The 22,243-nt window shown below is 59.9% G+C and carries 14 protein-coding genes; 1 reads left to right on the top strand and 13 read right to left on the bottom strand.

Annotation, left to right across the window (positions count from 1 at the left end):
* Positions 1-387 precede the first annotated feature (387 nt).
* The 11 genes from AC4CWH_RS20925 to AC4CWH_RS20875 all read right to left on the bottom strand — a co-directional run bounded on the left by AC4CWH_RS20925 (position 388) and on the right by AC4CWH_RS20875 (position 16,383).
* Entirely contained in the window at positions 388-768 is a 381-nt protein-coding gene (locus AC4CWH_RS20925; protein ID WP_491322308.1) for a RidA family protein, read from the bottom strand.
* A gap of 31 nt (positions 769-799) precedes the next feature.
* Positions 800-3,106, bottom strand: coding sequence for an acetamidase/formamidase family protein (locus AC4CWH_RS20920; protein WP_491322180.1), 2,307 nt, complete (start codon positions 3,104-3,106; stop codon positions 800-802).
* 101 nt (positions 3,107-3,207) lie between these two features.
* On the bottom strand, positions 3,208-4,446 hold the full coding sequence (locus tag AC4CWH_RS20915; protein ID WP_491322179.1) for an acetamidase/formamidase family protein: 1,239 nt from the start codon (positions 4,444-4,446) through the stop codon (positions 3,208-3,210).
* 47 nt (positions 4,447-4,493) lie between these two features.
* Positions 4,494-6,110, bottom strand: a complete 1,617-nt coding sequence (locus AC4CWH_RS20910) for an amino acid ABC transporter permease/ATP-binding protein (RefSeq protein WP_491322178.1) — start codon at positions 6,108-6,110, stop codon at positions 4,494-4,496.
* Positions 6,111-6,182: 72 nt separating this feature from the next.
* The gene (locus AC4CWH_RS20905) at positions 6,183-7,043 is read right to left on the bottom strand and encodes an ABC transporter substrate-binding protein (protein ID WP_491322307.1); all 861 of its coding nucleotides are present in this window, start codon (positions 7,041-7,043) and stop codon (positions 6,183-6,185) included.
* Positions 7,044-7,411: 368 nt separating this feature from the next.
* The gene (locus AC4CWH_RS20900; RefSeq protein WP_491322177.1) at positions 7,412-8,785 is read right to left on the bottom strand and encodes an alpha-glucosidase/alpha-galactosidase; all 1,374 of its coding nucleotides are present in this window, start codon (positions 8,783-8,785) and stop codon (positions 7,412-7,414) included.
* Positions 8,786-8,808: 23 nt separating this feature from the next.
* A complete protein-coding gene (locus tag AC4CWH_RS20895) occupies positions 8,809-10,476 on the bottom strand; it encodes an ABC transporter ATP-binding protein (RefSeq protein ID WP_491322176.1) in 1,668 nt (555 codons plus the stop codon).
* Between the two features lie 14 nt (positions 10,477-10,490).
* Positions 10,491-11,600: an ABC transporter permease gene (locus AC4CWH_RS20890; RefSeq protein WP_491322306.1), complete on the bottom strand. Its 1,110-nt coding sequence runs from the start codon at positions 11,598-11,600 to the stop codon at positions 10,491-10,493.
* Positions 11,601-11,631: 31 nt separating this feature from the next.
* Positions 11,632-12,639, bottom strand: coding sequence for an ABC transporter permease (locus tag AC4CWH_RS20885; RefSeq protein WP_491322175.1), 1,008 nt, complete (start codon positions 12,637-12,639; stop codon positions 11,632-11,634).
* An 81-nt stretch (positions 12,640-12,720) separates the two neighbouring features.
* Positions 12,721-14,808 (bottom strand): ABC transporter substrate-binding protein, encoded by a 2,088-nt coding sequence (locus tag AC4CWH_RS20880; RefSeq protein ID WP_491322174.1) that lies wholly within the window; start codon positions 14,806-14,808, stop codon positions 12,721-12,723.
* 108 nt (positions 14,809-14,916) lie between these two features.
* Positions 14,917-16,383: an alpha-glucosidase/alpha-galactosidase gene (locus tag AC4CWH_RS20875; RefSeq protein ID WP_491322173.1), complete on the bottom strand. Its 1,467-nt coding sequence runs from the start codon at positions 16,381-16,383 to the stop codon at positions 14,917-14,919.
* 200 nt (positions 16,384-16,583) lie between these two features.
* On the opposite strand from AC4CWH_RS20875, the gene AC4CWH_RS20870 reads away from it, so the two are divergent.
* Positions 16,584-17,477 carry an AraC family ligand binding domain-containing protein gene (locus AC4CWH_RS20870; RefSeq protein ID WP_491322172.1) on the top strand — a complete coding sequence of 298 codons (894 nt, stop codon included), beginning with the start codon at positions 16,584-16,586 and terminating at the stop codon, positions 17,475-17,477.
* A 250-nt stretch (positions 17,478-17,727) separates the two neighbouring features.
* Here the strand turns inward: AC4CWH_RS20870 and AC4CWH_RS20865 are convergent, their stop codons facing one another.
* On the bottom strand, positions 17,728-20,385 hold the full coding sequence (locus tag AC4CWH_RS20865) for a hypothetical protein (RefSeq protein ID WP_491322171.1): 2,658 nt from the start codon (positions 20,383-20,385) through the stop codon (positions 17,728-17,730).
* A complete protein-coding gene (locus tag AC4CWH_RS20860; RefSeq protein WP_491322170.1) occupies positions 20,382-22,127 on the bottom strand; it encodes a hypothetical protein in 1,746 nt (581 codons plus the stop codon). The genes AC4CWH_RS20865 and AC4CWH_RS20860 overlap by 4 nt, the downstream gene beginning before the upstream one ends.
* Positions 22,128-22,243: the final 116 nt, after the last annotated feature.

Here is a 22,243-nt window from a genome sequence, read left to right as displayed (position 1 = left end):
ACAAGGTTTCCTCGGAAACCCAAGAACGAAGGACTTCGTCGCTAGCAGCGCCGCCGCCCTCGTCAGTGATGTGGCTTATAGATCCGACACCCGGAACCGTCAACAGACAAGTTTCGCGAAATCCAGAAAATCGAGGAAGTGATTGAAATTATGATGGAAATTTCGTCACGGCAATGACATGACATGCAATCGGCTTCAACGAGCGACCCTCGGATGCCCCTCCCCCGCCGGCGAGCAATGGCGCCAAAGGCAAAACGCTTCCTCCATCGGTTCACGGGGAAGACAATTGCCCTCCCCTACCTCCGTCAACACGGCCTGGTGCGCGGAAACCGCCTGTCTCCGCAGAGCGCAATAAACCGGCATGGCCGATCATGGCCTATCCCTGAACTACCGTCTGGCCACGAGGTCGATCTCGATGCGGGCATCATAGGCAAGTCCCGTGACACCCACACAGGTGCGCGCCGGCAGGCGGTGCGGTGGGAAATAGCTGCGATAGACCTCGTTCATCCGGCCATAATCCTCCTTGAAGGCGGTCAGATAAATCCGCACCATCACGACATCTGCCAGCCCGAGGCCCAATCCGGTGAGGACGGTGGTGAGGTTTGCCATGACATTACGGGTCTGCTCCTCGATCCTCTCCGGAAGAACGCCGGGGTTGGCCGGGGTGTCGGGCATCTGGCCCGTGACGAACACAAATCCATCGGTTTCGACGGCATGGCTGAACGGTGCCACGGGCTTGGGGCCATCGGCAATCATGTGAAACTGCATGTGAGGGTTACTGCCGGTCTCTCGTTCGGCATCAGCCATGGAAAAGCGCCTTTCGGATAATGGCATGGACGCCCCAGTTGCCATCGACCACCTGGGTGACGCCGAAATCGACGGCGGCCGACATCAGCGCGATCGCCTCGTCTTCACTCAGCCCCTGAAACTCCATCAGAAAGCGGCGGGCCTTGCGAAAGGCGTCCTTCATGGCAAGATCTAGCGAGGATTTCGTATAGACCTCGCCCTGACTCTTGGCGCCGAACTCCGCCAGGTAATTCGGGTGGCTGAAGCCGGTCAGCACCCATTCACTCGTCGTCTCGATCAACGGGTAGGTGAGGTCGTCAAAGCGACCGCCCTTCTTGTGCAGCACGACGGTCACCGAGCCGGTCATCGAACATTCGATCGCGGTGCCTGCGAGTTCTCCGTCGCCTTGCGTCGCATGGGGATCTCCGATCGACAGGAGCCCACCCGGCACCGACACAGGAAGGTAAACGACGCTGCCCGAGCCCAGACGCCAGTTGTCCAGGTTTCCGCCGAAATAGGCCGGAGGCACGGAATCCACCATATAGGCTTCGCGCGGCGCCACCGCGATGACGCCGAAATGTGGGCGAAGCGGGATACGGACACCGCTCAGAACCGGCGAAACCACCTCGACGCTGCTCCTGTCGACCGGCACTCCGGGATAGTCGTAGGTGTTGTGGACCACGCCGAACGGGTCGGTCTGCGGCTGCCACCGGTACGAAAAGAGCGCCTGCGCATGCGCGTCCTCGTCATCGGCGAAGATCTCGTAGATGGTAATATTTTCCCGCGGCCGGGGCGCCTGAAGAAGCTCATTGTAGTGATAACCCCACCAGGCCGCGACGCTGGAGCCGAAGGCGCGGCCTTCGTAACCGGGGCTTCGGCTCGGGCGCGGCGTCATGCTGTCGATGCGCACCTCCACGACATCGCCCGGTTCCGCATCCTTGATGAAGATGGGGCCGGTACAGATATGCACGCCGAACCCCTCGCCCGCGCCCCTGCCATAGATGGAGGCATCGAGTGGCCCTGCCCCGCGGCGATCCACCGCCTTGTGCGTGGGCGTCCAGGCAAACACGTCTTCTGCCGCGGCATCCCCGCGGATCATCAGATCCGGCGCATCCGAGGCATGCTGCGTCAGCGTTTCAATCTCGACCGTGTCTCCCGAGCGTATTTCGAGAACCGGCTCGAGCGCGCGGCTGAAATAGCCCCAATGAATGGTGCTGGCATTGACGGACAGCCGATGGTGGGTCGGCGGGCGAGACGGCGTGCCGTCCGACGCCGCCTCACCGGACACGTCGCCCGCAGGCAGGCGGAGCTGAGGTTGCTTGCTGGCAAGCGCCTTCACCGGCCAGCCGCGCTGGTCGGTGCTTGCGGCACCGCCGCTTGCCTTTTCGGTGTAATGGGTGCGGAAGGCACCGGGCGGCATGCCGAACCGTTCCTTGAAGAGGCGGCTGAAATTGGCCGCATCGCCAAAACCGCAGGTAAACGCGACATCCGCCACGGGAAGGCGAATGTCTCCCGGCGCCACAAGAGCGGCCCGCGCCCGCTGCAAACGGCGCTCGCGGACATAATGGCTAAAACTCTCGCCATTCTGTTCGAACAGCTTCTGAAGATAACGTTCGGAAATCCCTTCCAGCCGGGCGATGCGGCCGGCGGTCAGCTCCGTTTCGTGCAGATGCCGCTCAAGGCGAAGCGTTACCCGATGAAACAGGGCCGCAAGGCTCGGCCGTGCCAAAACCTCGTTTCTCTCCCCCTGCAGAAGAAGGGCAAAAAACAAATCGGCCACGGCGTCTTCCAAGCAACTCCATTCGACAGCCGACAGGCGCTCCATTTCAAGGGCGGCTGCCTCGACGGCTTTGATGAAGATGCCGGCAAATCCTTCGGGCGGATGATGCTGCGGCATGGTCAGTGCCTGCAGCCCGGTCTTTGGACCATGAAACAGCGTATCGGCAACCGACAGCGCGATGAGCCGCACGTTTTTCTGGAGGGCGATCTGCCACTGGCTGGCCACCGGCAGGATCACCAGGCTGCCCGGCTCGACAGTCAGGACATCTAAGGGCAGCGTGACGTTGATCGCCTCATCGAGCGAAAGGAGCACGATGGGCAGCCGGGGTCGGCCAGCAAGAGGAGAGAGCGTCTGCGCGCCGACCGTCAGGCGCGCCAGCACCAGTCCGTCTGCCTCGCCGCGCATGGACGCTGCGGCAAAGTTCTGGTGGCCCGCGGGCTGCACATCGGAGCGAATACCGATGCTGGCAAGACTATCTTGCCAAGCCTGCCCCCGCGTGCCCCTGGAATGCGCTTCGCTGACGAACTGCCTGATCTGCATCCCTTCATCCGCTGTGCCGGACGGGCGTTCAACCGCCGTGGTCCGATCCCCTTCAGGATCATATTGCACTTGCGAAGAAGAGAATGCCAGCCTGCCTGTCGTCATCGATCAAACACGCATTTTCGGATCGAGCCGGTGACCCCCCAGTTGGCATCGACAACCTGGGTGATCGAGAAATCAGCCGCCACCGACATCAGCGAGATCGCCTCGTCCTCCGAGAGCGCATGAACGGTCATCAGAAAGCGCCGCAGCTTGCGGAACGCATCGCGCATGGCAAGGTCGAGGCTGGAGCGCTTCAGGATCTCGGTCTGATGGTCGGGACCGAGTTCGGACAGGTAATTGGCATAGCTGAAACCATAGACCGACCAGACCTGATCGTTTTCAAGCAGTGGGTGGTTGAGACCTTCCAGCGCGGTTCCGGGCAGATCGGCTTTTTTGTGCAGGATGAACTCGAATTCGCCGGTCAGCGAGATTTCGATCGCCGTGCCGCTCAACTCGCTATCGCCTTGCGACGCATGGGCGTCACCGACGGAAAAAAGCCCGCCCGCAACGGCCACCGGATAATACATGCGGGCGCCCTTGGTGATGCGCCAGTCGTCCATGTTGCCCCCGGTATAGTTCGGCGGAATGGTGCTGACAAAATCCGCTTCCGCCGGCGCCAGCCCCATCGTGCCGAAGTGCAGGCGCGCCGGAACCTTGATGCCGGAGAGAATGCCCTCCTTCCTGGTCACGGTTGTATGGTCGACCGGCACGCCGGGATAATCGATCATCGGATGGACGATCCCGTCCGGATCCGTTTGCGGCGTCCAGAGATAGGAATAGAGCGCAGAGACCGTCGCCGGTTCCGTCATGTCCAGCTCGTAGATCGTCACCACCTCGCGGCGCTTGGGCTCCTCGATGAGATCATTGTACTGAAAACCCCAGTTGGCGGAGGGGTTGGAGCCAAAGAAGCGCCCGGCATAGGCCGGATTTGCGCTGGGTCGCGGATGCGCATCAACGATGCGCACCTCGATGACGTCGCCCGGTTCCGCACCTTCGATCGCAATCGGACCCGTGAGAAGATGGACGCCGACGCCTTCGCCGGAACCGCGCGTGAACGGGCCTTCGTCAGCACCGGCCCCACGACGCTGCATGGTCTTTTCCTCTGGCGTCCAGCGAAAGATCTCTTCGGCTGCGGGATCGCCCATGATCATTCGCTCGGCATCGTCATTGGCATGGTGGGTAATCGTCTCGATCACGACGCGATCCTGCGAGGCGACGGTCAGAACGGGTGCCAGCGTCTTGCTGAAATAACCCCAGTGCACGGTTAAGGGCGTGGCTGGCAGATGATGTCTTGTCATGGAAAACCTCACGAAAGAAGGATTGGGGATGCGGGAGGCAGGCGAGGTCACTCGCCTTCCATCTTGCTGAGAAACCGGGCGGTCAGCGGGTGGCGGGGCCGGTTCAGGATCTCGTCTGCCGGTCCTTCCTCGACGATCGATCCGCCGGAGAGAAAGATGATCCGATCTGCGACGTCTGCTGCAAACCGCAGCTGGTGGGTGGAGATGATCATCGCCAGACCGTCTTCGACGGCGAGCCGACGAATGACCTCGAGCACTTCGTTCACCAGTTCCGGGTCGAGCGCCGAAGTGGGCTCGTCGAGCAGCAGAACGCTGGGGTTCTGTGCCACGGCGCGGGCAATGGCGACACGTTGCTGCTGGCCGCCGGAGAGATGGCGCGGCAGGGCGTTTGCCCGGTGGGCCAGACCGACCCGCTCCAGCAGGGCATCGGCGCGCCGATCCGCATCGAAGCGGGAGAGACCCTGCACCCAGCGCAGCGGATCGGCGACGTTTTCGCGCGCCGTCAGGTGGCCGAAGAGGTTGAACTGCTGAAACACCATGCCGACGCCGACGCTTGCCCGCATCTGCGCGATTGCGCGCGGTGACAGGGGCTTTCCCTCTTCGTTGACGCCAAGGGAGCGTCCACCGACCCGGATGCTGCCCTCTTCCCAGCCTTCCAGCCGGTTGATGCAGCGGAGCAAAGTGCTCTTGCCAGAGCCGCTTGGGCCGAGCAGGACGACGACCTCGCCAGCCTTGATCGTCAGGTCTATGCCGTTGAGGACGACATTCGGACCATAGGCCTTGTGAAGGCCGCGGACCTCGACCGCATCCGTATTGCCAGACAGCCGGCTGGCGCGGGCGGCACGATCGACACCGGCGGCCGCCATCGTCACCTTGGGCGAGGCTGGCGGCAGGGGATCGCGCCCGGTCGCTGGATCATCCGGCGCAGTGGTTGGCAGCGCAAGCGCCGCCACACTGCGCGTGCGGAATGGAGAGAGTGCGCGAAAAAACCGCGCGATCTGTTCTGCAGGCTTCGGACGATCGAGATCAAGCAGCATCTCGACGACGATCTGGATCAGCGCCACGACGCCGGTCAACAGGAGGTACATCAGGCCCGAGGCAAAAAAGATGGAGAAAAAGTCAAAGGTGGCCGAGGCAAGTTGCGTGCTGCGCAAGGTCAGTTCCTGGACGGACACGACCGAGGCGAGCGAGGAGTTCTTCAGCGCACTCACCGCTTCATTGCCCAGCGCCGGCACCATGGAGCGGATGGCCTGCGGCGCCACGACACGTCCCATGATGACACTCGGCGTCATGCCCAGCGCCTGCGCCGCACTCACCTGCCCGCGATCGACGCCGATCACATTGGCACGGATGATTTCGGCGATAAACGGCGCCTCGTTCAGCGCAAGCGCCAGGCTGGCCGCTTCGATGGCCGAAAGCTTGATGCCGATCAGCGGCAGCGCGTTGTAACAGAAGATCATCTGCAGGATGAGCGGCGTGCCCCGGAAGATGATGGCATAGGTTCGCGAGAGAAGCGCCAGAGCGCCAAACCTGCTGAGCTGCATGCCGGCGAGGACAACCCCCATGACGAGACCGCCGCCAAGACCGAGGACCGTGATCAGAAGCGTATAGACGATGCCCGTCACGAGATACGGCTGGCTAAGATACTGGAGAAAAAGATCCATCGTGGCGTATATTCCTCTCAAGGAAAATTCGGCCGGAGATCAGAGGCGTCTGAAATCCGGCCTGAGACACGGTCAGTCCGCCAGCACGAGCGAAGGCGCTTCGATCTGGTTGTCGGGCAGGTTCCACTTCTTCATGAGTTCGCCCTGCAAGCCGGATTTCTGGATTTCGGTCAATGCGGCCATGACGGCATCGCGGAACTCCACCTTGCCGCGCGGAACGGCGATGCCGACCGAATAGGGCAGCATGACTGCGGTGGCCTTGGCGAGCTTGTCGGGATAGGCCTTGACCGCGCCATCGACGGTATTGACGTCGTTGATGTAGGTGTCGGCGCGACCGGACAGGATGGCCTGGATGCAGTTGGCGTTGTTGTCATAGAGCTGGATCTCCGGCGCCGGCTTGCCGGCCGCCTTGCACTCGGCTTCCAGCGCCTGGATCAGCGGCACTTCGACATAACCGGTGTTTTCCGCAGCCACGGCACCGCAGAGCGAGGTATCGATGCCGGTGATCTTCTTCGGATTGCCCTTGGCGACAAGAACCCCGTCGAACACCTTGAGATAGGTGATGAAGTCGGCGGCCTTGGCGCGGTCCTTGGTGGCGTAGATATCGGAAATCACGATATCGGCCTGACCGGCCTGAAGCGTGGTGAGAAGCGCAGCAAAGGTCACGGATTTATAGGTGAGCTTGAACCCGAGGCAGTCGCCGATCGCTTCGCCCAGATCAATGTCGAAACCGATATATTTGCTGGGATCCTTGGGATCGAGCGCCTCGTAGCCCGGCGTATGCGGGTTGATGGCGTTGACCAGCGTCTTGCCCTTGAGGGCCGGATATTTCGTCTGCAGGCCGGCGCAAGCCGCAGGCGCGGCCGCAGCAGCAGGGCCGGCCGAGAGTAGCGTCGCCCCGGTCACGGTGGCCGCAACCGCTTGCGCCATCATGCAAAGGCCCATCCAGGATCCGAGCAACGCGCGGCTGCCCCCGATATTCAGCTTTTTCATTTCCCGCTCCGTTGGTTGGTCGATGCAATAGCCGCACCCGACGCAACGGAGCTTAGGAAGTTTAAGGCCAGATCCGGTTGTCTCTGGCCGCACGATTTCTTGTCATTTTTGCTTGTTTAAAAGACAGAGTTCGCCCATGCATACTATTTAATCAGGATCAGCCCAGATATTGGTCTTCTGTGTGGCGTCCCCATCGCATCTCTGCATCAGCCTCAATCCAGTCCGCGAACTCGATGAGGCAATCGCCTGCGTGGCTCGCGCTTCAGGGGCGGAACGGCGGGCGCCCTGCCCGCCGTTCCGCTTACGACTTAAACCGCGATCGCACGTGTCTGCGGCACTTGCGTCCACTCGGGCAGCCATTCGCGGTGGGCGATGAGGAGATCATCCACCAGCGACCAGATCTGGTCGAGATCGAGTTCGGCGGCCGTGTGCGGGTCCATCATCGCGGCATGGTAGATATGCTCGCGGTTTTCGGTGGTGAGCGCCCGTACCGTCAGTTCCTGCACATTGATATTGGTGCGCATCAGCGCCGTCAGCTGTGGCGGCAACTCGCCGATATAGGTGGGCTGGATGCCGTTGTGATCAACGAGGCACGGCACTTCGGCGGCGCAATCGGCCGGCAGCGAGGTGATGCAGCCATTGTTGCGCAGGTTGCCGTAGATGACCGAGGGTTCACCCGTCCACACCGAATTGATGATGGAGGAGGCATATTCCTTCGACTGGCTGACCTCGATCTTGTCTGCCGACCGATAGGTTTCCGCCTGCCCCTTCCAGCGCTCGATCTGCTCGATGCAGCGTTTTGGATATTCATCGAGCGGAATGCCGAATTTCTCGATCAGGTCCTCGCGGCCCTCCTTGATGAAATAGGGCGTGTATTCGGCAAAATGCTCCGAGCTTTCGGTGACGAAATAACCGAGCCGCGTCAGCATCTCGTAGCGCACCTTGTTGGGGCAGCGCGGGTTCCAGCCGGGCTTTGGCGCCCTTCCCTCGCGGTAGCCGCGCACGAGATCCGGATAAAGGTTGCGATAGCTGCCGTCCTTCTGGCGATGCTCGAATTCAAGGAAAAACGCCATGTGGTTGATGCCGGCGGAGCGGTAGCGGATTTCCTCGTAGGGAATATCGAGGTCATGGGCGAGCTCCATCGCCGTGCCCTGCACCGAATGGCAAAGGCCGACCTGACGGATCGAGGGGTATTTTTCCGCAATCGCCCAGGTGTTGATCGCCATCGGGTTTACATATTGCAGCATGATGGCGTTCGGGCAGACCGCCATCATGTCCTCGCAGATCTTCCACAGATGCGGCACGGTGCGAAGGCCACGCATGATGCCGCCGACGCCGAGCGTGTCGGCAATCGTCTGGCGCAAGCCGTATTTCTTCGGCACCTCGAAATCGGTGACCGTGCAGGGCTCGAAACCGCCGATCTGGAAGGCGACGACCACGAAATCCGCCCCTTCCAGCGCTTTACGCTGATTGGAAAACGTTTCCGCCGTTGCCTTCACGCCGAGCGTCGCAATCAGCTTGTTGACGACGATGGCGCTTTCTTCCAGCCGCTGCGGGTTGATGTCCATCAGGGCGATGCGCGCCTCAGACAGCGCGGGGCGCTGCAGCACGTCGCCAACGATGTTTTTCATGAACACGGTCGATCCCGCGCCAATGAAGGTGATTTTCGGTTGTCTTGCCATGTTTACCTCCGGCATGTCCGCACTCAGGCGATTTCAAAAGCGGCCTTGACGAGCCGCTGCGTGTATTCGGTTTTCGGGTTTGACAGCACGTCTTCCACAGACCCCTGTTCGACGATCTGTCCGTGCTGCATGACGATGACGCGGTGGCAGAGGGCGCGCACCACTTTCAGATCATGCGAGATGAAGAGGTAACTGAGGCCCCTCTCCGCCTGCAGCTTGCGCAAAAGCTCGATGATCTGCGCCTGCACGGAGAGATCGAGCGCCGAGGTCGGCTCATCGAGCAGAATGAACTCCGGCTCCAGCGCCACGGCACGCGCAATTGCAATGCGCTGGCGCTGGCCGCCGGAAAACTCGTGCGGGAAACGCGACAGGATATTGCCCGGCATACCCGCCGCCTCCAGCGCATCGCGCACCCGCTCCAGCCGCTCGGCCTTGTTGTGCCCGATGCCGTTGACGATCAGCCCCTCCTCGATGATCTGGCCGATGGTCATGCGCGGATTGAGCGAGGAAAACGGGTCCTGGAACACGATCTGCATGCGGGCGCGCAGCGGCCGCATCTCAGCGCGCGTGCGCCCGTCGATGCGCTCGCCGTCGAAGCGGATTTCAGCTGATGTCGGTTCGTTGAGCCGCAGCAGCGACTGGCCGAACGTCGTCTTACCCGAGCCGGATTCGCCGACCAGCCCCAGCGTTTCGTGGCGGCGAAGCGTCAGCCCCAAGCTGTCGACCGCCACCAGTTCGCGAAGGTCCGGCTTGAAGAAACCGCCATGGCGCATCATGAATGAGACGCGCACACCCGTGGCCGACAGGAGAATGTCGGAACCATCAGGCAGCGGTGGTGCCACCCCGTGCGGCTCCGACGACAGGAGCTTCTTGGTATAGGGGTGGCGCGGGCGTGCAAAAATTTCTTCCGTCGCATTGTGCTCGCACATGGCGCCGTGTTGCATCACATAGACGTAATCGGCGAACTTGCGCACGATGGTGAGATCATGGGTGATCAGCACCACCGCCATGCCGCGTTCTTTCTGCAGATCGCGGATGAGGTTGAGGATCTGCGCCTGCACGGTCACATCGAGTGCGGTCGTCGGCTCATCGGCAATCAGCACGTCCGGGTCGTTGGCGAGCGCCATCGCAATCATCACGCGCTGGCGCTGGCCGCCGGACAGCTGATGCGGATATTGTTTCAGCCGTGCTTCGGCTTGCGGAATATGCACCTGGCGCAACAGGTCGAGCGCTCTTGCCTCCGCTTGGTTTCGGCTCATGCGGGAATGAATGCGGATCGCCTCGACGATCTGGCTGCCGACCGTATAAAGCGGATTGAGCGAACTCATCGGCTCCTGAAAGATCATGGAAATGCGGTTGCCGCGCAGCGCCCGCCGGGCATCCTTTGAAAACTTCAGGATGTTCTTGCCGTCGAAGGCAACGGAGGCGGCCGGCGAGACCTTTGCCCGTTTTGACAACAGCCCCATGATGGTGCGGGCCGTCACCGATTTTCCCGACCCGGATTCGCCGACGATGGCGATGGTTTCGCCGCGATAGAGCTGGAAGGAAATGTCCTTCACCGCATCCACCGTGCCGTGTTCCACCTTGAAGGTAACGCCGATATTGCGGGCATCGATAACGGGTGCAGTGTCGCGGCCAGCGTGATCGAAGCGCACTGGTGGTGCAAAGGCGTTTTGTGCTGAAAGAGCCATGGTCAAAACCTTCCTCAATAGGGATCGACAGCATCGCGCAGCCCGTCACCCAGCGCGTTGAAGGCGAAAACGGTGATCAGCACGAAGCCAACAGGCGCAAGGATCCACGGATAGGAGCCGATGACCGAATAGGTCGCGGTATCCTGCAGCATCAGCCCCCAGGAGATGAGCGGCGGCTTTACGGCAAAGCCCAAAAAGCCGAGGAAGGATTCGAGCAACACGACCGTGGGGATATTGAGCGTCACGGCCACGATGACATGGCTCATCACGTTCGGCAGGATGTGCTGGAAGATGATGCGCCAGTCGGTGGCGCCAATCGCCATGGCGGCGCGCACATATTCGATGCGCGACAGGGCCATGGTTTTTCCGCGCACCTCGCGTGACATCTGTGCCCAGCCGAGCGCCGACATGACCGCCACCACGAAGGCGAGAAACACATTTGTCGGGGCCGTAACCGGGATCAGCGAAGTGAGCGCCAGATACAGCGGCAATTGCGGAAAGGCGAGGACGACATCGACGAAGCGTTGCACCCAGGCATCGACAGCGCCGCCGAAATAACCCGACATCAGGCCCACACTCGTGCCGATCACGGTGACGATGAAAACGACGCTCAGCGCAATGGCAAGCGAGATGCGCGAACCGTGAATGGCGCGTGACAGCACATCACGGCCGAACTTGTCGGTGCCCAGGAAATTGACCGGCTGGCCATCCGTTGCGCCGAAGAAGTGGCGGCTGGCCGGCACCAGACCGAAGAGACGGTATTCGGCGCCTTTGACGAAAAAGCCGAGGTAACGCGGGTTGTCATAGTCAGGCCCGACGATGGGCTGGAAGGTGACGGGGTCGAGTTCTTCGGTTTCCGCAAGCACATAAACGCGCGGGCGAAAACTGAAACTGCCGTCCTTCTCGGTAAAGCTGATCGCCTGTGGCGGCGTGAAGCTGGCGTTCGTCTCCAGCGGGTCCATCGGCGCGAAGAAATCGGCAAAGATCGCCGTGACGATAAGAAGAACCACCAACACCAGGCCGACCATGCCGGTGAACGAGCGCCGGAAGCGGCGCCAGACCAGCGCGACATAGGTTTCGTTGGCGACATGGCGTGGGTTGGTCAAGGTTTCTTCCGCGGCCATCTGGTTTGGATTGTTGTCGAGCGCCATCATCTCATGCTCCCCCGAATTCGCGCACGCGCGGGTCAAGAAGGGCAAGCAGCATGTCGGCGATGATATTGCCGATGATCAGCGTTGCCGCGAGCACCATCATGAAGGTTGCGGTGACATAAACGTCGCCGACCGCCATCGACCCGACGATAGCCGGCCCGACCGTTGGCAGCGAAAAGATGATCGCCGTCTCGATCTCGCCGCTCAGCATGTAGGGCAGCACGACACCCTGATACATGATGAGCGGATGGACGGCATTGGGCACCGCATGGCGCAGGATGACGGCGCTTTCCGACAGCCCCTTGGCGCGGGCGGTTTCGATATACTGGGCGTTCAGCGTGTCGAGCAGGTTTCCGCGCATCACCCGCATATTGTAGGCAAGCCCGCCGAACACGGCGATTGCCACCACCGGCCAGACATGGCTGACGAGATCGGCAAACTTGGCAAAGGACAAGGGCGCACCGCCATATTGCGGTGAAAAGAAACTGCCGATTTCCGACACGTTGAAATGGAAAACCATCAGGTAGACCATGACCAGCGCCATCAGGAAGCGCGGAATGGTCATGCCGAGGAAAGAGATGGCCGACAGCAGGTTATCGACCCAGGAATACTGGCGGGTCGCTGCCCAGATGCCGAAGGTAATGCCGAGAATGGACGCCAGGATGTGGCAGACAAGTGCCAGCGCCAGCGTGCGCGGCAGCCGTTCACCCACAACTTCGGCCACCGGCTTGTTATAATAGAAGCTGTAACCGAAATCGCCGCGGGTCACGATGCCCGTAATCCAGTCGAAATACTGCACGATCATCGGCTGATCGAGACCGTGTTCGATGCGGTAGGCCTCTGCCTGCGCCTGCGCCTGCGCATAACTTGCCCCGCCCTGGTTCATCAGCTGCGAGCGGATATAATCGGCATAATCGCCGGGCGGCGCCTGGATGATGGCGAAGGTCACGATGCTGAGGATCAGCAGCACCGGGATGGCAGCGCCGAGGCGCATCAGCAGAAATCTCAGCATGGTATTCTTCCTCCTTCTATGCGGGTGCCGTCCCCTTCCGGCCGCGCCTCACGCGCGGCCGGTCGTCTTGTGGGAGGAGGACTACTTGACCGTGCCTTTATCGCCGGGCTTGCCCGGAAGCTGCTCGGGATAAAGCTCGTATTTTCCCTGTTTGTCGGCAGAAACCCACAGGCGTTCGCGCATGATGGCATCTTCAGCCCAGTTGAACATGAAGATGGGCGTGCCCGGGGGGACGTTGGAGAAGCGCTTGTTGATGATCAGCGCACCCGGATATTCGGTGAGACCAATCGTGTAGAGGTTTTCCGTGTAGATCTTCTGGTACTGCTTCATCAGGTCGGCGCGTTCGGCATTATCCTGCGTGCCGATGAAGCGGTTGACGAGATCGACCATCTCCTTTTCAAACGGCATCAGATCGATCGGCTTTCCCTCTGGCGCGCGGTGGTTCCAGCTGGTGCGCGGGCCGACCGGGGCAAGCTGGTCGGTGTTTTGCACCACGGAGGAAAGTTCCGTGCTGTTGCGGCGCACCATCCAGTCGAAACGGCCGGCATAATGGGCGGCATCCCGCTGGTTGGAATCCAGCGCATTGATCACCACGCGGATACCAAGCTTTGCCATCTGCCCGACCACGCCTTCGGCAAGGCTCTTGTCGGTCGTGTAGCTGTTGTTGACCAGCATGACGACTTCGACATTCTTGCCGCCGGCCGTGCCTACCGGGAAGTTGACGATGCCATCGCCATCGGTGTCCTTGAGGCCAGCCTTCGCAAGCCCATCTTTTGCCGCCTTCAGATCAAACGGATAATAGACGGTGGAGGCGCGGTCATAAAAACTGGTGCCGGAGGACAGCCCGCCCGGATAGATCGCCGTGAACGGCCCCTTCACCAGCGAATCCCCGATCGCCTTGCGATCGAGCGCCGAGGTGACCGCCTTGCGGAAATCGGCGTTGCGGTTCAGTTCACGCACCGCCTGTTCCCGCTCGTCCGGATTGCCCCAGCCATTGCCGGAAAAGTTCATCTGCAGGCTGTAACCGATGAGGCGCGGACCAAAAGCAAGGCGTGCCGGCGCATTGGCATCGGCTGCCCGCCGCAGCGAGGCGACGAAGTTTTCCGGCTGCTCCAGGTTGGAAATATCGCCGGAGCCGGCCACAGCCTGCACGTCGCGGTCTGCCCAGGTGGAAAGCTTGTAGTGAAGCTCGTTGAGATAAGGCAGCTGCTGGCCCTTCTCGTCCACCTTCCAGTAATAGGGATTGCGCCGGAGAACGACGATATCATCGGCGCGATATTCCACCGGCACCCAGCCGCCCATGACCGGAATATTCATATATTCCGGCGGAAAGGCGTTCTTGAACTGGTTGTAGGTATTGCTTGAATATTTCGGATGCTGCGGCTTCAGGATGTGCGCCGGCCCCGGGCAGAAGCTCGGATAGGACATGGTGTAGAGATACTGCTTGGGGAAGGCGCTCTTGAAGGTCCACTCGACGGTGTAGTCGTCAACCTTTGCAAGCGTCGTGCCCTCGCCAAAGGCTTCCGGCGAGGCACCGCCGCCAAGCGGCGAGACATTGGGATCGAGCACCGCGTCTTCCCAGTAGAACATCACGTCATCTGCCGTGAACGGCACGCCATCCGACCACTTGGCGCCCTTCACCAGATGCATGGTAAGCTTGTGGCCATCGGCCGACCATTCCCAGCTCTTGGCAAGGTTCGGCAGCGGTTCGGTATCCTTGGCATCCACCTGGAAGAGCGGTGCGGTGCGTGTGAGGCATTCCGACAGCGCGATATCGATGCCGCCCCAGCCCTGGCTCTGGCCCGCGGTGTAGTTCCACCCTTCCGGGCGCCCGCCGATGACATGGCGCATGGTATCGCCGTAGACGCCGGGGCCATCCGGCATGTTGGCAGTTTTTTCCACCAGCGGCTCTTCCGGCAGCCGGTCCTTCAGCGGCGGCAGCTTGCCGGTCTTTTCGAACTTGTCGACCACCCATTGCGGCTGGCTGTAGCTCGGCAGCGCCTTGAATTCCAAAATGGTATCGCGCGCCACATAAGTGATCTTGCCTTCCGCCGGAAACTGCGGCGGTACGGGTGGTGTGGACGTTTCAAAGGCGTTGGCACTGAGTGCAATCAGCGAGACGCCGATGCTCAAGGCGGCAACTGTGCCGATCCGATATTGTTGTCTCATCATCATTCCTCCCAAATGGCAGCACGCCCCGCGCCTGCCTCTCCTCATCGTCACGGATGCGGCAAAGGGTCTCCCGTCCTTCGCCGCATCCGCCTTGTTTTTTTCGGGTCAGACGGCCTCTTTCTGCGCCGCCTTTTCCACCCGCAATTCATCGATGGAGCGCACGGTGCGCCGGGCAGCGCCCGCCCAATCGCGCGTCTTCACCTTGCCTTCGGCAAGCCGCGCGCGTGCGGCTGGAACGGCATGGGCGTATTGCGGCAGCCACTCAGCCTGTGCGACGACCATCTCATCCACCATCTGCCAGACCTCCTCCGGCGTGGCGACCGCGCCCACCAGCGGATCATGCAGCACCGCAAGCTTCAGGAGGTCGATATCGCCGGTGATGGCGGCATGGACCGACATGCGCTGGACGTTGATCGAGGCCATGCAGGTGGCCGCACAAGCTTCCGGCAGGGTGATGGCCGAGACCATGTTGATGCCGAAGCGATCGACAAAACCGGGCGATTCAATAATGGCATCGGCCGGCAGGTTGGTGATGATGCCATTGTTCTTGACGTTGAAATGACCGCGATAGACCCTGCCCGTCTCCAGCGCCTCCAGAATGTGGCTGGCATGTTCGTTGGAGCGCTTGGACTTGTCGAACGGCTTTGCCGCGGAGCTAAGAAACTGCGGGAACTCCGTCTCGAACCAGTTGCGGGTTTCTGTGGAGTGACGCAGATAACCGCCGGTTTCGCCGTGGATCCAGTCCGACATGTCGATCCAGCGGGTGATTTCCTCCGGGCGCTTGCGATACCACGGCAGGTATTCTGACAGGTGACCGTTACTCTCCGTCGAATAGACGCCAAACCGCTTCAAGACATCGATGCGCAGCTTTTCCTGCTGGGAAAACACCGGATGCGCCTCAAAGGCTGCCACCAGTTCATCCTTGCCGATCGGCCGGCCATTCAGCTTCAGATCGACGAACCAGGTCTGGTGGTTGATACCGGAGCAGATGTAATCGAGATCGCTCAAGGATTTTGCGCCGAGCACTTCGGCAATCTGTTCTGCGCCGTGCTGCACGCCGTGGCAAAGGCCGACGGTATCCACCTTGCCATATTCGATGGCAGCCCAGGTGTTCATCGCCATCGGGTTTGCATAATTCAGGAACTTGGCGCCGGGGGCTGCCACCTCGCGGATATCCTTGCAGAAATCGAGGATGACGGGAATGTTGCGCTGGCCATAGAGAATGCCGCCGGCGCAGATCGTGTCGCCAACGCACTGGTCGATGCCGTATTTTAGGGGAATGCGGATATCATCCGCATAGGCTTCCAGACCGCCGACCCGCACGCAGCTGATGATATAACGCGCACCTTCGATGGCCTTGCGCCGATCGGTCGTCGCCGTCACCTTTGCCGGCAGATTATTGACCTTGACGACCGTTTCGAGGATCTCGCGGATCATCGACAGATTGTGCTCGCTGAGGTCGGTCAGCGCGAATTCCACATCCTGAAACTCCGGCACGCACAGGATGTCGGTGAACAGCTTTTTGGTGAAGCCGACACTGCCGGCCCCGATGATAGCGATTTTGAAACCCATTTTCACATCCTCATTGCGAACCGAGCGCGGAAAGCCGCCGGGATAGGGGACAGGATGTCAGAAATACTCCTCACCCATGGAAAACCCTGAAATACAGGGACAAGCCACTTGCGTGCCTCCCAAAGGCTTCCCATTAATGTCTCCTCGGGGCTGGATTATGCGCATATTCCGCCCCCGGGCCAGAGAAGGATTATGCTATCATGGGTAATTTTGTGCTGCAGGATCTCGTCGACAAAGGGCCTGCGGTCCGAACGGTTTCCCTGCCCCGCGGGCGCCATACGCTACACACGATGCCCACAAGCAGCGGCTATGAAATCCGCAAGGGCGGCGGTTATGACTGGGACGGGCGCAAGCGTGGCCAGGCACCATTTACCGTGCTGCAGCATTGTATCCGCGGGCGAGGAAACTTGCGTTACGAGAACCGCCTGACGCAGGTGAAGCCTGGCGAAACCCTGCTTCTGCTCATCCCGCACAATCACCGCTACTGGCTGGAACGGGACGAAAGCTGGCAATTCTTCTGGATCTCGATGAATGGCGAGGAGGCGCTGCGCATCCATCGGTCGATCCTTGCCATTACCGGCCCGATCCTGCGCCTGAAACCTGAAACCATCGATCAACTCGCCGATTGCTGCCACCGCCTGGTGACCGGCGGCGAGACGCCGGGGGCCGCATCCGCCATCGCCTACGAGGCGGCGATGGCACTTTACGACGACGTCTTCGGCTCCCACCCGACATTCGCGCAGGAATACCGCACGCTGCAGCATGTGCTCGGCCACATCGAAAGCCATCTGGGCGACCGGTTAACGGTGAGCGATCTTGCCGCCGTCGCCGGCCTCAGCCGCGCCCATTTCTCCCGCATCTTCACCGCCAGCGAAGGCCTGCCACCGGCTGAATTCGTACTGCAAAAACGCCTGCGCCGCGCCGCCAAACTGCTCACCACCGCTGCTGACATGCCGATCAAGGAAGTCTCGGCGCTCTGCGGCTTCGAAGACCCCAACTACTTCTCCAAGGTCTTCAGGCGCCTTTATGGCACCAACCCGAGCGATTTTCGCACGACGGGGATGTATGCGAGCGTGGGGAATTCGGGGCGGTGATGGGGGGAATGGAGCGCAGGAGTATAGGAAACGACGGGGAGATTGGGGTAATCATTGATCAAGGAGGTCGTAGGAAAGGCTCGAGGCACCTTTCCCCGAAGGTTCACCGCGCTACCACTGCTCAGCATAGCGGAGGTCGAGTGCCTGGTCAATTCCTTGGGTATGCTTCTCAAAGCGGAGCTTCATTCGGCAGGTATTCAGGATCGTGATAGTGCAGCACGTGTCTTCGAACAGCTCGGCAACCTCGCTATCAGTCACGCCTGATCCGCAAGAAACGGTTAATTGCAAAGGCGAAAACAAAGGGCCACGCGACGAAATTCAGAATAATTGCCAGCAGCCCGAAGTCTTTTGGGGAAATTGACATCGAATATCCCACACAGATCGCAGCAGGTTTGGTCGCGCTTAGGACGGCCTCCTGTGGGACAAACACGCGAGCAACAAGTCCCTCCGGATTCGCTTGCATGGCATCTTCCAAACCGGTGTTCATCTCGGTCCTGTCCAACTTTCCGAACATCGGCCCGATATCCGGATAGCAGCTGTTGCCAGAGTCGCGAAGCGTCCATTTTTCGCGAGGCGCGATGGCGATGACGGGTACATGGTGGCTGATCGAAGTCATCGCACCCGCTATTGCCGGCCATTGCTCCGGTGGCATGCCAACACGGGGACGCGTCATGGGGGGGACTAAGCTGTCCATGTCGGCACCCAGCAATTGGAGTGATGGTTCGTAATTTGCACGTTCCAGGTAAAATGGCAGGGACAGCGCCCAGTAGACCAGGATAATTACAAGCAGGTTGAGAGGCTGGGTTCCATATCCAAGGAGATACCGAAATGGCAGACGCAGAAGTAGCCATTTCAACCCGAATAGTGACGCTGTTATCATCCACCAGCGCCGACCTTTGGCATCTCGCCAACCTTCCGCTTCGTCGCGCATCTCCATCTTGCGATAGATGAAATCGGCATCGGCCGAGTGGCCCTGATTCCGAAGCGACCGTTCCAGCGAAAGCCAGGAGCTTCTTCTGAAGCGATCGTCGGTTGCGGCCAGGCTAAGATAGGTAAACCGGCGCGCAAGCAACGGGCTCTTCTGGTTATAGATGTTCCACTGGCCTACAGAAATGTCGCGCATATCAATCGGACGCGGCAGGTTCAGGCTTTTTCGTGATGCAAGGGCAAGGTCAGCAATCGTGATTTCGTCAACGGTTGCGCCAGCCAGAACAACGCCAATTTCATCTGCTCCCTTCGTCACGTCGGTTGATTCAAACGAATGACGCGACATCACCAGTTCGCCGATTTTTGCACCTGAAAGATTGATAGCACCGGGAGCGATGATACCTTCGCCTCGGCAATTTTTTCCGTCTTGCAACAGTTGTCGATCATCACATTCCTCAAACAGATGCAGTGTCCTGCCAACAGTGATATTTTCGGCATCGACATGCCCCGGTGCCGGGATGCGCAGTGTCACGCGTGCGCCATTCCAGTTTGGTTCTGTTTCGGCAAGGGTCAGTCCCGTCAGATCCACATCGTTGTCGCAAGACAGATTGTTCATCGACAGCGCGACAGCCGCCGTGCGAAGTTCAGGGCGGGCTGCAACCGTACGGTCCGCTTGATTAGTTCGGGTCGCTTTGGACACATGCAGTCCGACGCGTTCAAGAGCATCCTTGCCGGTCAAGGTTGACCGCATCCTCACATCGCGCGTGACTTTGGTATCGTCCAGATGGATGCGACCAGAACACAGCACATTGGTCAGGTCCAGTTCGCCGCCGATTTTGCAGCCGGTCACTTCCAGATCGCCATTGACAACAGCGCGTAGCTTGTCGGCCTGGGGCGCATGGGGCCGTTTGAGGCCGTTCTCGCCGTCAAAGGGCGCGAGGGAGGACCAGAAGGAAACATTGCCAGAAACATCAAGCCCGTTCAGGCGCGCTCCTTTCGCCCTGCGGCCAGAAAAGCTGCCGGTGATCTGAATGGCCATAAGTGCCAAGTGTCCAGCCACACGCGTCATGTCCAGATCAAGGCGACCAATTGTAGTATTCACCATGCTTTTTCCATGATGGATAATCAATTGCCCGATCTCGGCAGCAAAAATCTGGAGAGACTTCTTGACGCTCAGTCCCTCGATGTCAATGTAATCAAATTGAATGTTGCCAAAGTTTGCCCCGCCATGAATCGTAAGAGGCACGAATACTGGCGACTCTTCGGATATTTGGAACGGGCGGATGAAAAATACACCATCGCACTTGCTGGCCCAAAGTGCCAAATCGGTGCCAATGTCTCCCCCCTCGAAAGTCAGGTCTCCACCGAAATTGCAGTTTTCGAGCGCAAGTTCCCGTCCGATGGAGGCGGAGCCGTCGCGCATGCCCGGCTCCCTGTAACCGCCAAAGGCGAACTGACCAACGAAATGCGATCCCGAAAACCTGACGAAGTTGTCGGTCTTGATGCCCAGCAGGCTGGTTCGACCGCCCACACGTATTCCGGTCGCCAAGACCCCGCCGCGTTTTCCGCTTTCTTCTGGAATAGTGCCATATTCGACTGTCGCCCGCGACAGATCGAGATCGCCACCGATCCGTATGCCACTCAGGTCCAGTGAAACCGTTTGCGCCAGCGCCCTGCCCGTTGCCGAGCCTTCGGTCCGAACCCGGATACCCGCAAGGTCCAGCGTGCCGCCGACATGGCTGTTGCGCAGCGTGAGGGTCTTAGCAAAACTGCAACCTGACAGGTCAAGCGACCGTTCGAAGCGACAGTCGGAAAAATCGACCTCGCCCCAAAAGGTAACGTCCATCGCCCGCAGCGAGACGTCGATCTTCTGCCCGCGAAGCGAGACATTGCCCAGCACTTTGCGACCGATCAACGCCCCTTTGCCGCCGTCCAGCAGGCGTTCGAGAAAGGTATCTGCCGAGATTGTTTCGTCGATCAATTGAACTCCCTGAAAGTCGACAGAAGCCAGTTGTTCTTTTGGGTAAAGCTGTAGGCGCGAACGGGAAGCTCTTTGATGATCAGATTGTCGGACAACATTTCCATTATTCCGTTGGGTTTTGCCGAAAAGATCGACCGGAACAGACCGCCCCCATAGGTTAGCGTGGCTTCAATTAGGAAATCGCCTTTTTCAAACTTTTCGTGGCCTTCGCCTGGTGGCTCATATCTGGGCCAAAGCCGCATCGGAAACAGACAGGCCCCCAGGCCTTTTTTGTATTCATGGTGAAAGCCGGTCCAGTCGACATCAACAGGCTTCTCAAGGATATAAAAGCTGCCCGCTTCGCCATGGGTGTAAGCACAAAAGAACTCGACATAGGCACGTGCGGTACCGGCGTTGATGTTCAGGCGGCCAACCAGACGATGAGCCCAATTCACCCGATGTATGTAGTCAGACGTTCCGTCAAGGCCGATGATTTGTGTTATATAGCGGGCATTTTCTTGCAGTTGGCTTGCGACATCGGGATGCTTACGCTGGGACTGATCGGATACGGGGAGGCGGTTCGGATCCTTCTCCCACAAAAGGGTGGTCCGGCGGCTGCGTGGGCCAAGGCGTTCGGTGATCTCGACAAGTTGGTAGCAGTCCCAAAATGGCAGGTCCCGGATCCTAGCGGTATAAGGCAGATCGCGTCGTATGTCGGCTGTCGGCCCAGGTTCGGCGCAGTCCATGCGGATGTTCATATCAAGCAAGTTGGCATTCACGTATGTGACAAAGGCCTGTGCGTCGGCGACGGCGGCTGCGCTGTTCGGTGGCGGTAGGAAATCCCGCCAGCTATCGGAGCGATGCCGTTGTTCATAATCTGCCTGCGCATCGGCAATGACTGCCTCCGCATCGCCCGCAAGGCCGGGCAGTTTGAAGGTCGGTGCAGCAAGCGGGTTCTCGAGCGCGCTTTGCAGGCGGAGCCAACGGGCACCGGTAAGCGTCACCCCTGTCCCCTCGCCATGCTGGCCACGCCAGGGGTGTGCCATGCTGCCAAGATGCGAGGTGGCGTCGCCATCATTCACCTCACGCAGAACTGGGCCAATTCGTTCCATTTTGAACGTACCCGCCCGTGCGTGAATGCGATAAAGGCTGACCGATGCGACATGTGGCAGCGACCTGCGGCCAAGGAAAAGCTTGGCCATGTCGAACTGCGGGTCTTCGGCAAGACGCCCATCGACCCAAGCGGCGATCTCTTGCGGAACCTCCGGGTCCGAACGAGTGAATTCTCGAAGAAGATGGACGCTATCTGCAAGCGGGGCTTCAGCCCTCCGCCAAAGCGTGAACCCGGCTTCGTCGGCGGCGATACCCCCGCCGCCCGCCGCGTGGTTGACCAACTCGAGCACAGGCTCACGCTCGATAACAGCGTCGATCTGTGCGCCACCCTCAACCCCGATCAGGTTGCCGGTGTACCAATTCCCACCAGCATCCTGTGCAAGTAATGCCCAAAGTACCACGGCGGGTTCAACGCTCCGCATCTCACCTGCGCCGTCGCGCCAATCGGCAACGCTTTGCCGGGCAAGTCGGACACTGTCTCGCTTCATCGCAGGCGGCAATCGCATATCGATCAGAGCCGCATCGATTGGACACTCCTGCCACAGATCCTGTAGCGTAAGAAGGCGCGCTTGGGCGACACTGTCCGGCAACAACGGCTCGATGTGTCGATCCGCCAGCGCTATTTCATCCTCAGTTGTATCGTCACTCATAATGCATTAACTCCTTGTGGAGGAGAAATTCATCAGAATACAATAATTATATTATTTATCGATATTTACAATCATCCTGATTATCAATATTCATGTTGAATTGTTTTATTATAGTT

The sequence above is a fragment of the Neorhizobium sp. PAMB6716 genome, from assembly GCF_058242805.1.
Note: the sequence above shows the minus strand (reverse complement) of the source record. Positions and strands in the feature narration are given on the sequence as shown.

Coding starts and splice junctions, on each gene's coding strand:
- AC4CWH_RS20880 (WP_491322174.1), bottom strand. CDS start 14,808: ATGAGACAACAATATCGGATCGGCACAGTTGCCGCCTTGAGCATCGGC.
- AC4CWH_RS20885 (WP_491322175.1), bottom strand. CDS start 12,639: ATGCTGAGATTTCTGCTGATGCGCCTCGGCGCTGCCATCCCGGTGCTG.
- AC4CWH_RS20920 (WP_491322180.1), bottom strand. CDS start 3,106: ATGCAGATCAGGCAGTTCGTCAGCGAAGCGCATTCCAGGGGCACGCGG.
- AC4CWH_RS20860 (WP_491322170.1), bottom strand. CDS start 22,127: ATGAGTGACGATACAACTGAGGATGAAATAGCGCTGGCGGATCGACAC.
- AC4CWH_RS20895 (WP_491322176.1), bottom strand. CDS start 10,476: ATGGCTCTTTCAGCACAAAACGCCTTTGCACCACCAGTGCGCTTCGAT.
- AC4CWH_RS20905 (WP_491322307.1), bottom strand. CDS start 7,043: ATGATGGCGCAAGCGGTTGCGGCCACCGTGACCGGGGCGACGCTACTC.
- AC4CWH_RS20910 (WP_491322178.1), bottom strand. CDS start 6,110: ATGGATCTTTTTCTCCAGTATCTTAGCCAGCCGTATCTCGTGACGGGC.
- AC4CWH_RS20915 (WP_491322179.1), bottom strand. CDS start 4,446: ATGACAAGACATCATCTGCCAGCCACGCCCTTAACCGTGCACTGGGGT.
- AC4CWH_RS20870 (WP_491322172.1), top strand. CDS start 16,584: ATGGGTAATTTTGTGCTGCAGGATCTCGTCGACAAAGGGCCTGCGGTC.
- AC4CWH_RS20900 (WP_491322177.1), bottom strand. CDS start 8,785: ATGGCAAGACAACCGAAAATCACCTTCATTGGCGCGGGATCGACCGTG.
- AC4CWH_RS20890 (WP_491322306.1), bottom strand. CDS start 11,600: ATGGCCGCGGAAGAAACCTTGACCAACCCACGCCATGTCGCCAACGAA.
- AC4CWH_RS20875 (WP_491322173.1), bottom strand. CDS start 16,383: ATGGGTTTCAAAATCGCTATCATCGGGGCCGGCAGTGTCGGCTTCACC.
- AC4CWH_RS20925 (WP_491322308.1), bottom strand. CDS start 768: ATGCAGTTTCACATGATTGCCGATGGCCCCAAGCCCGTGGCACCGTTC.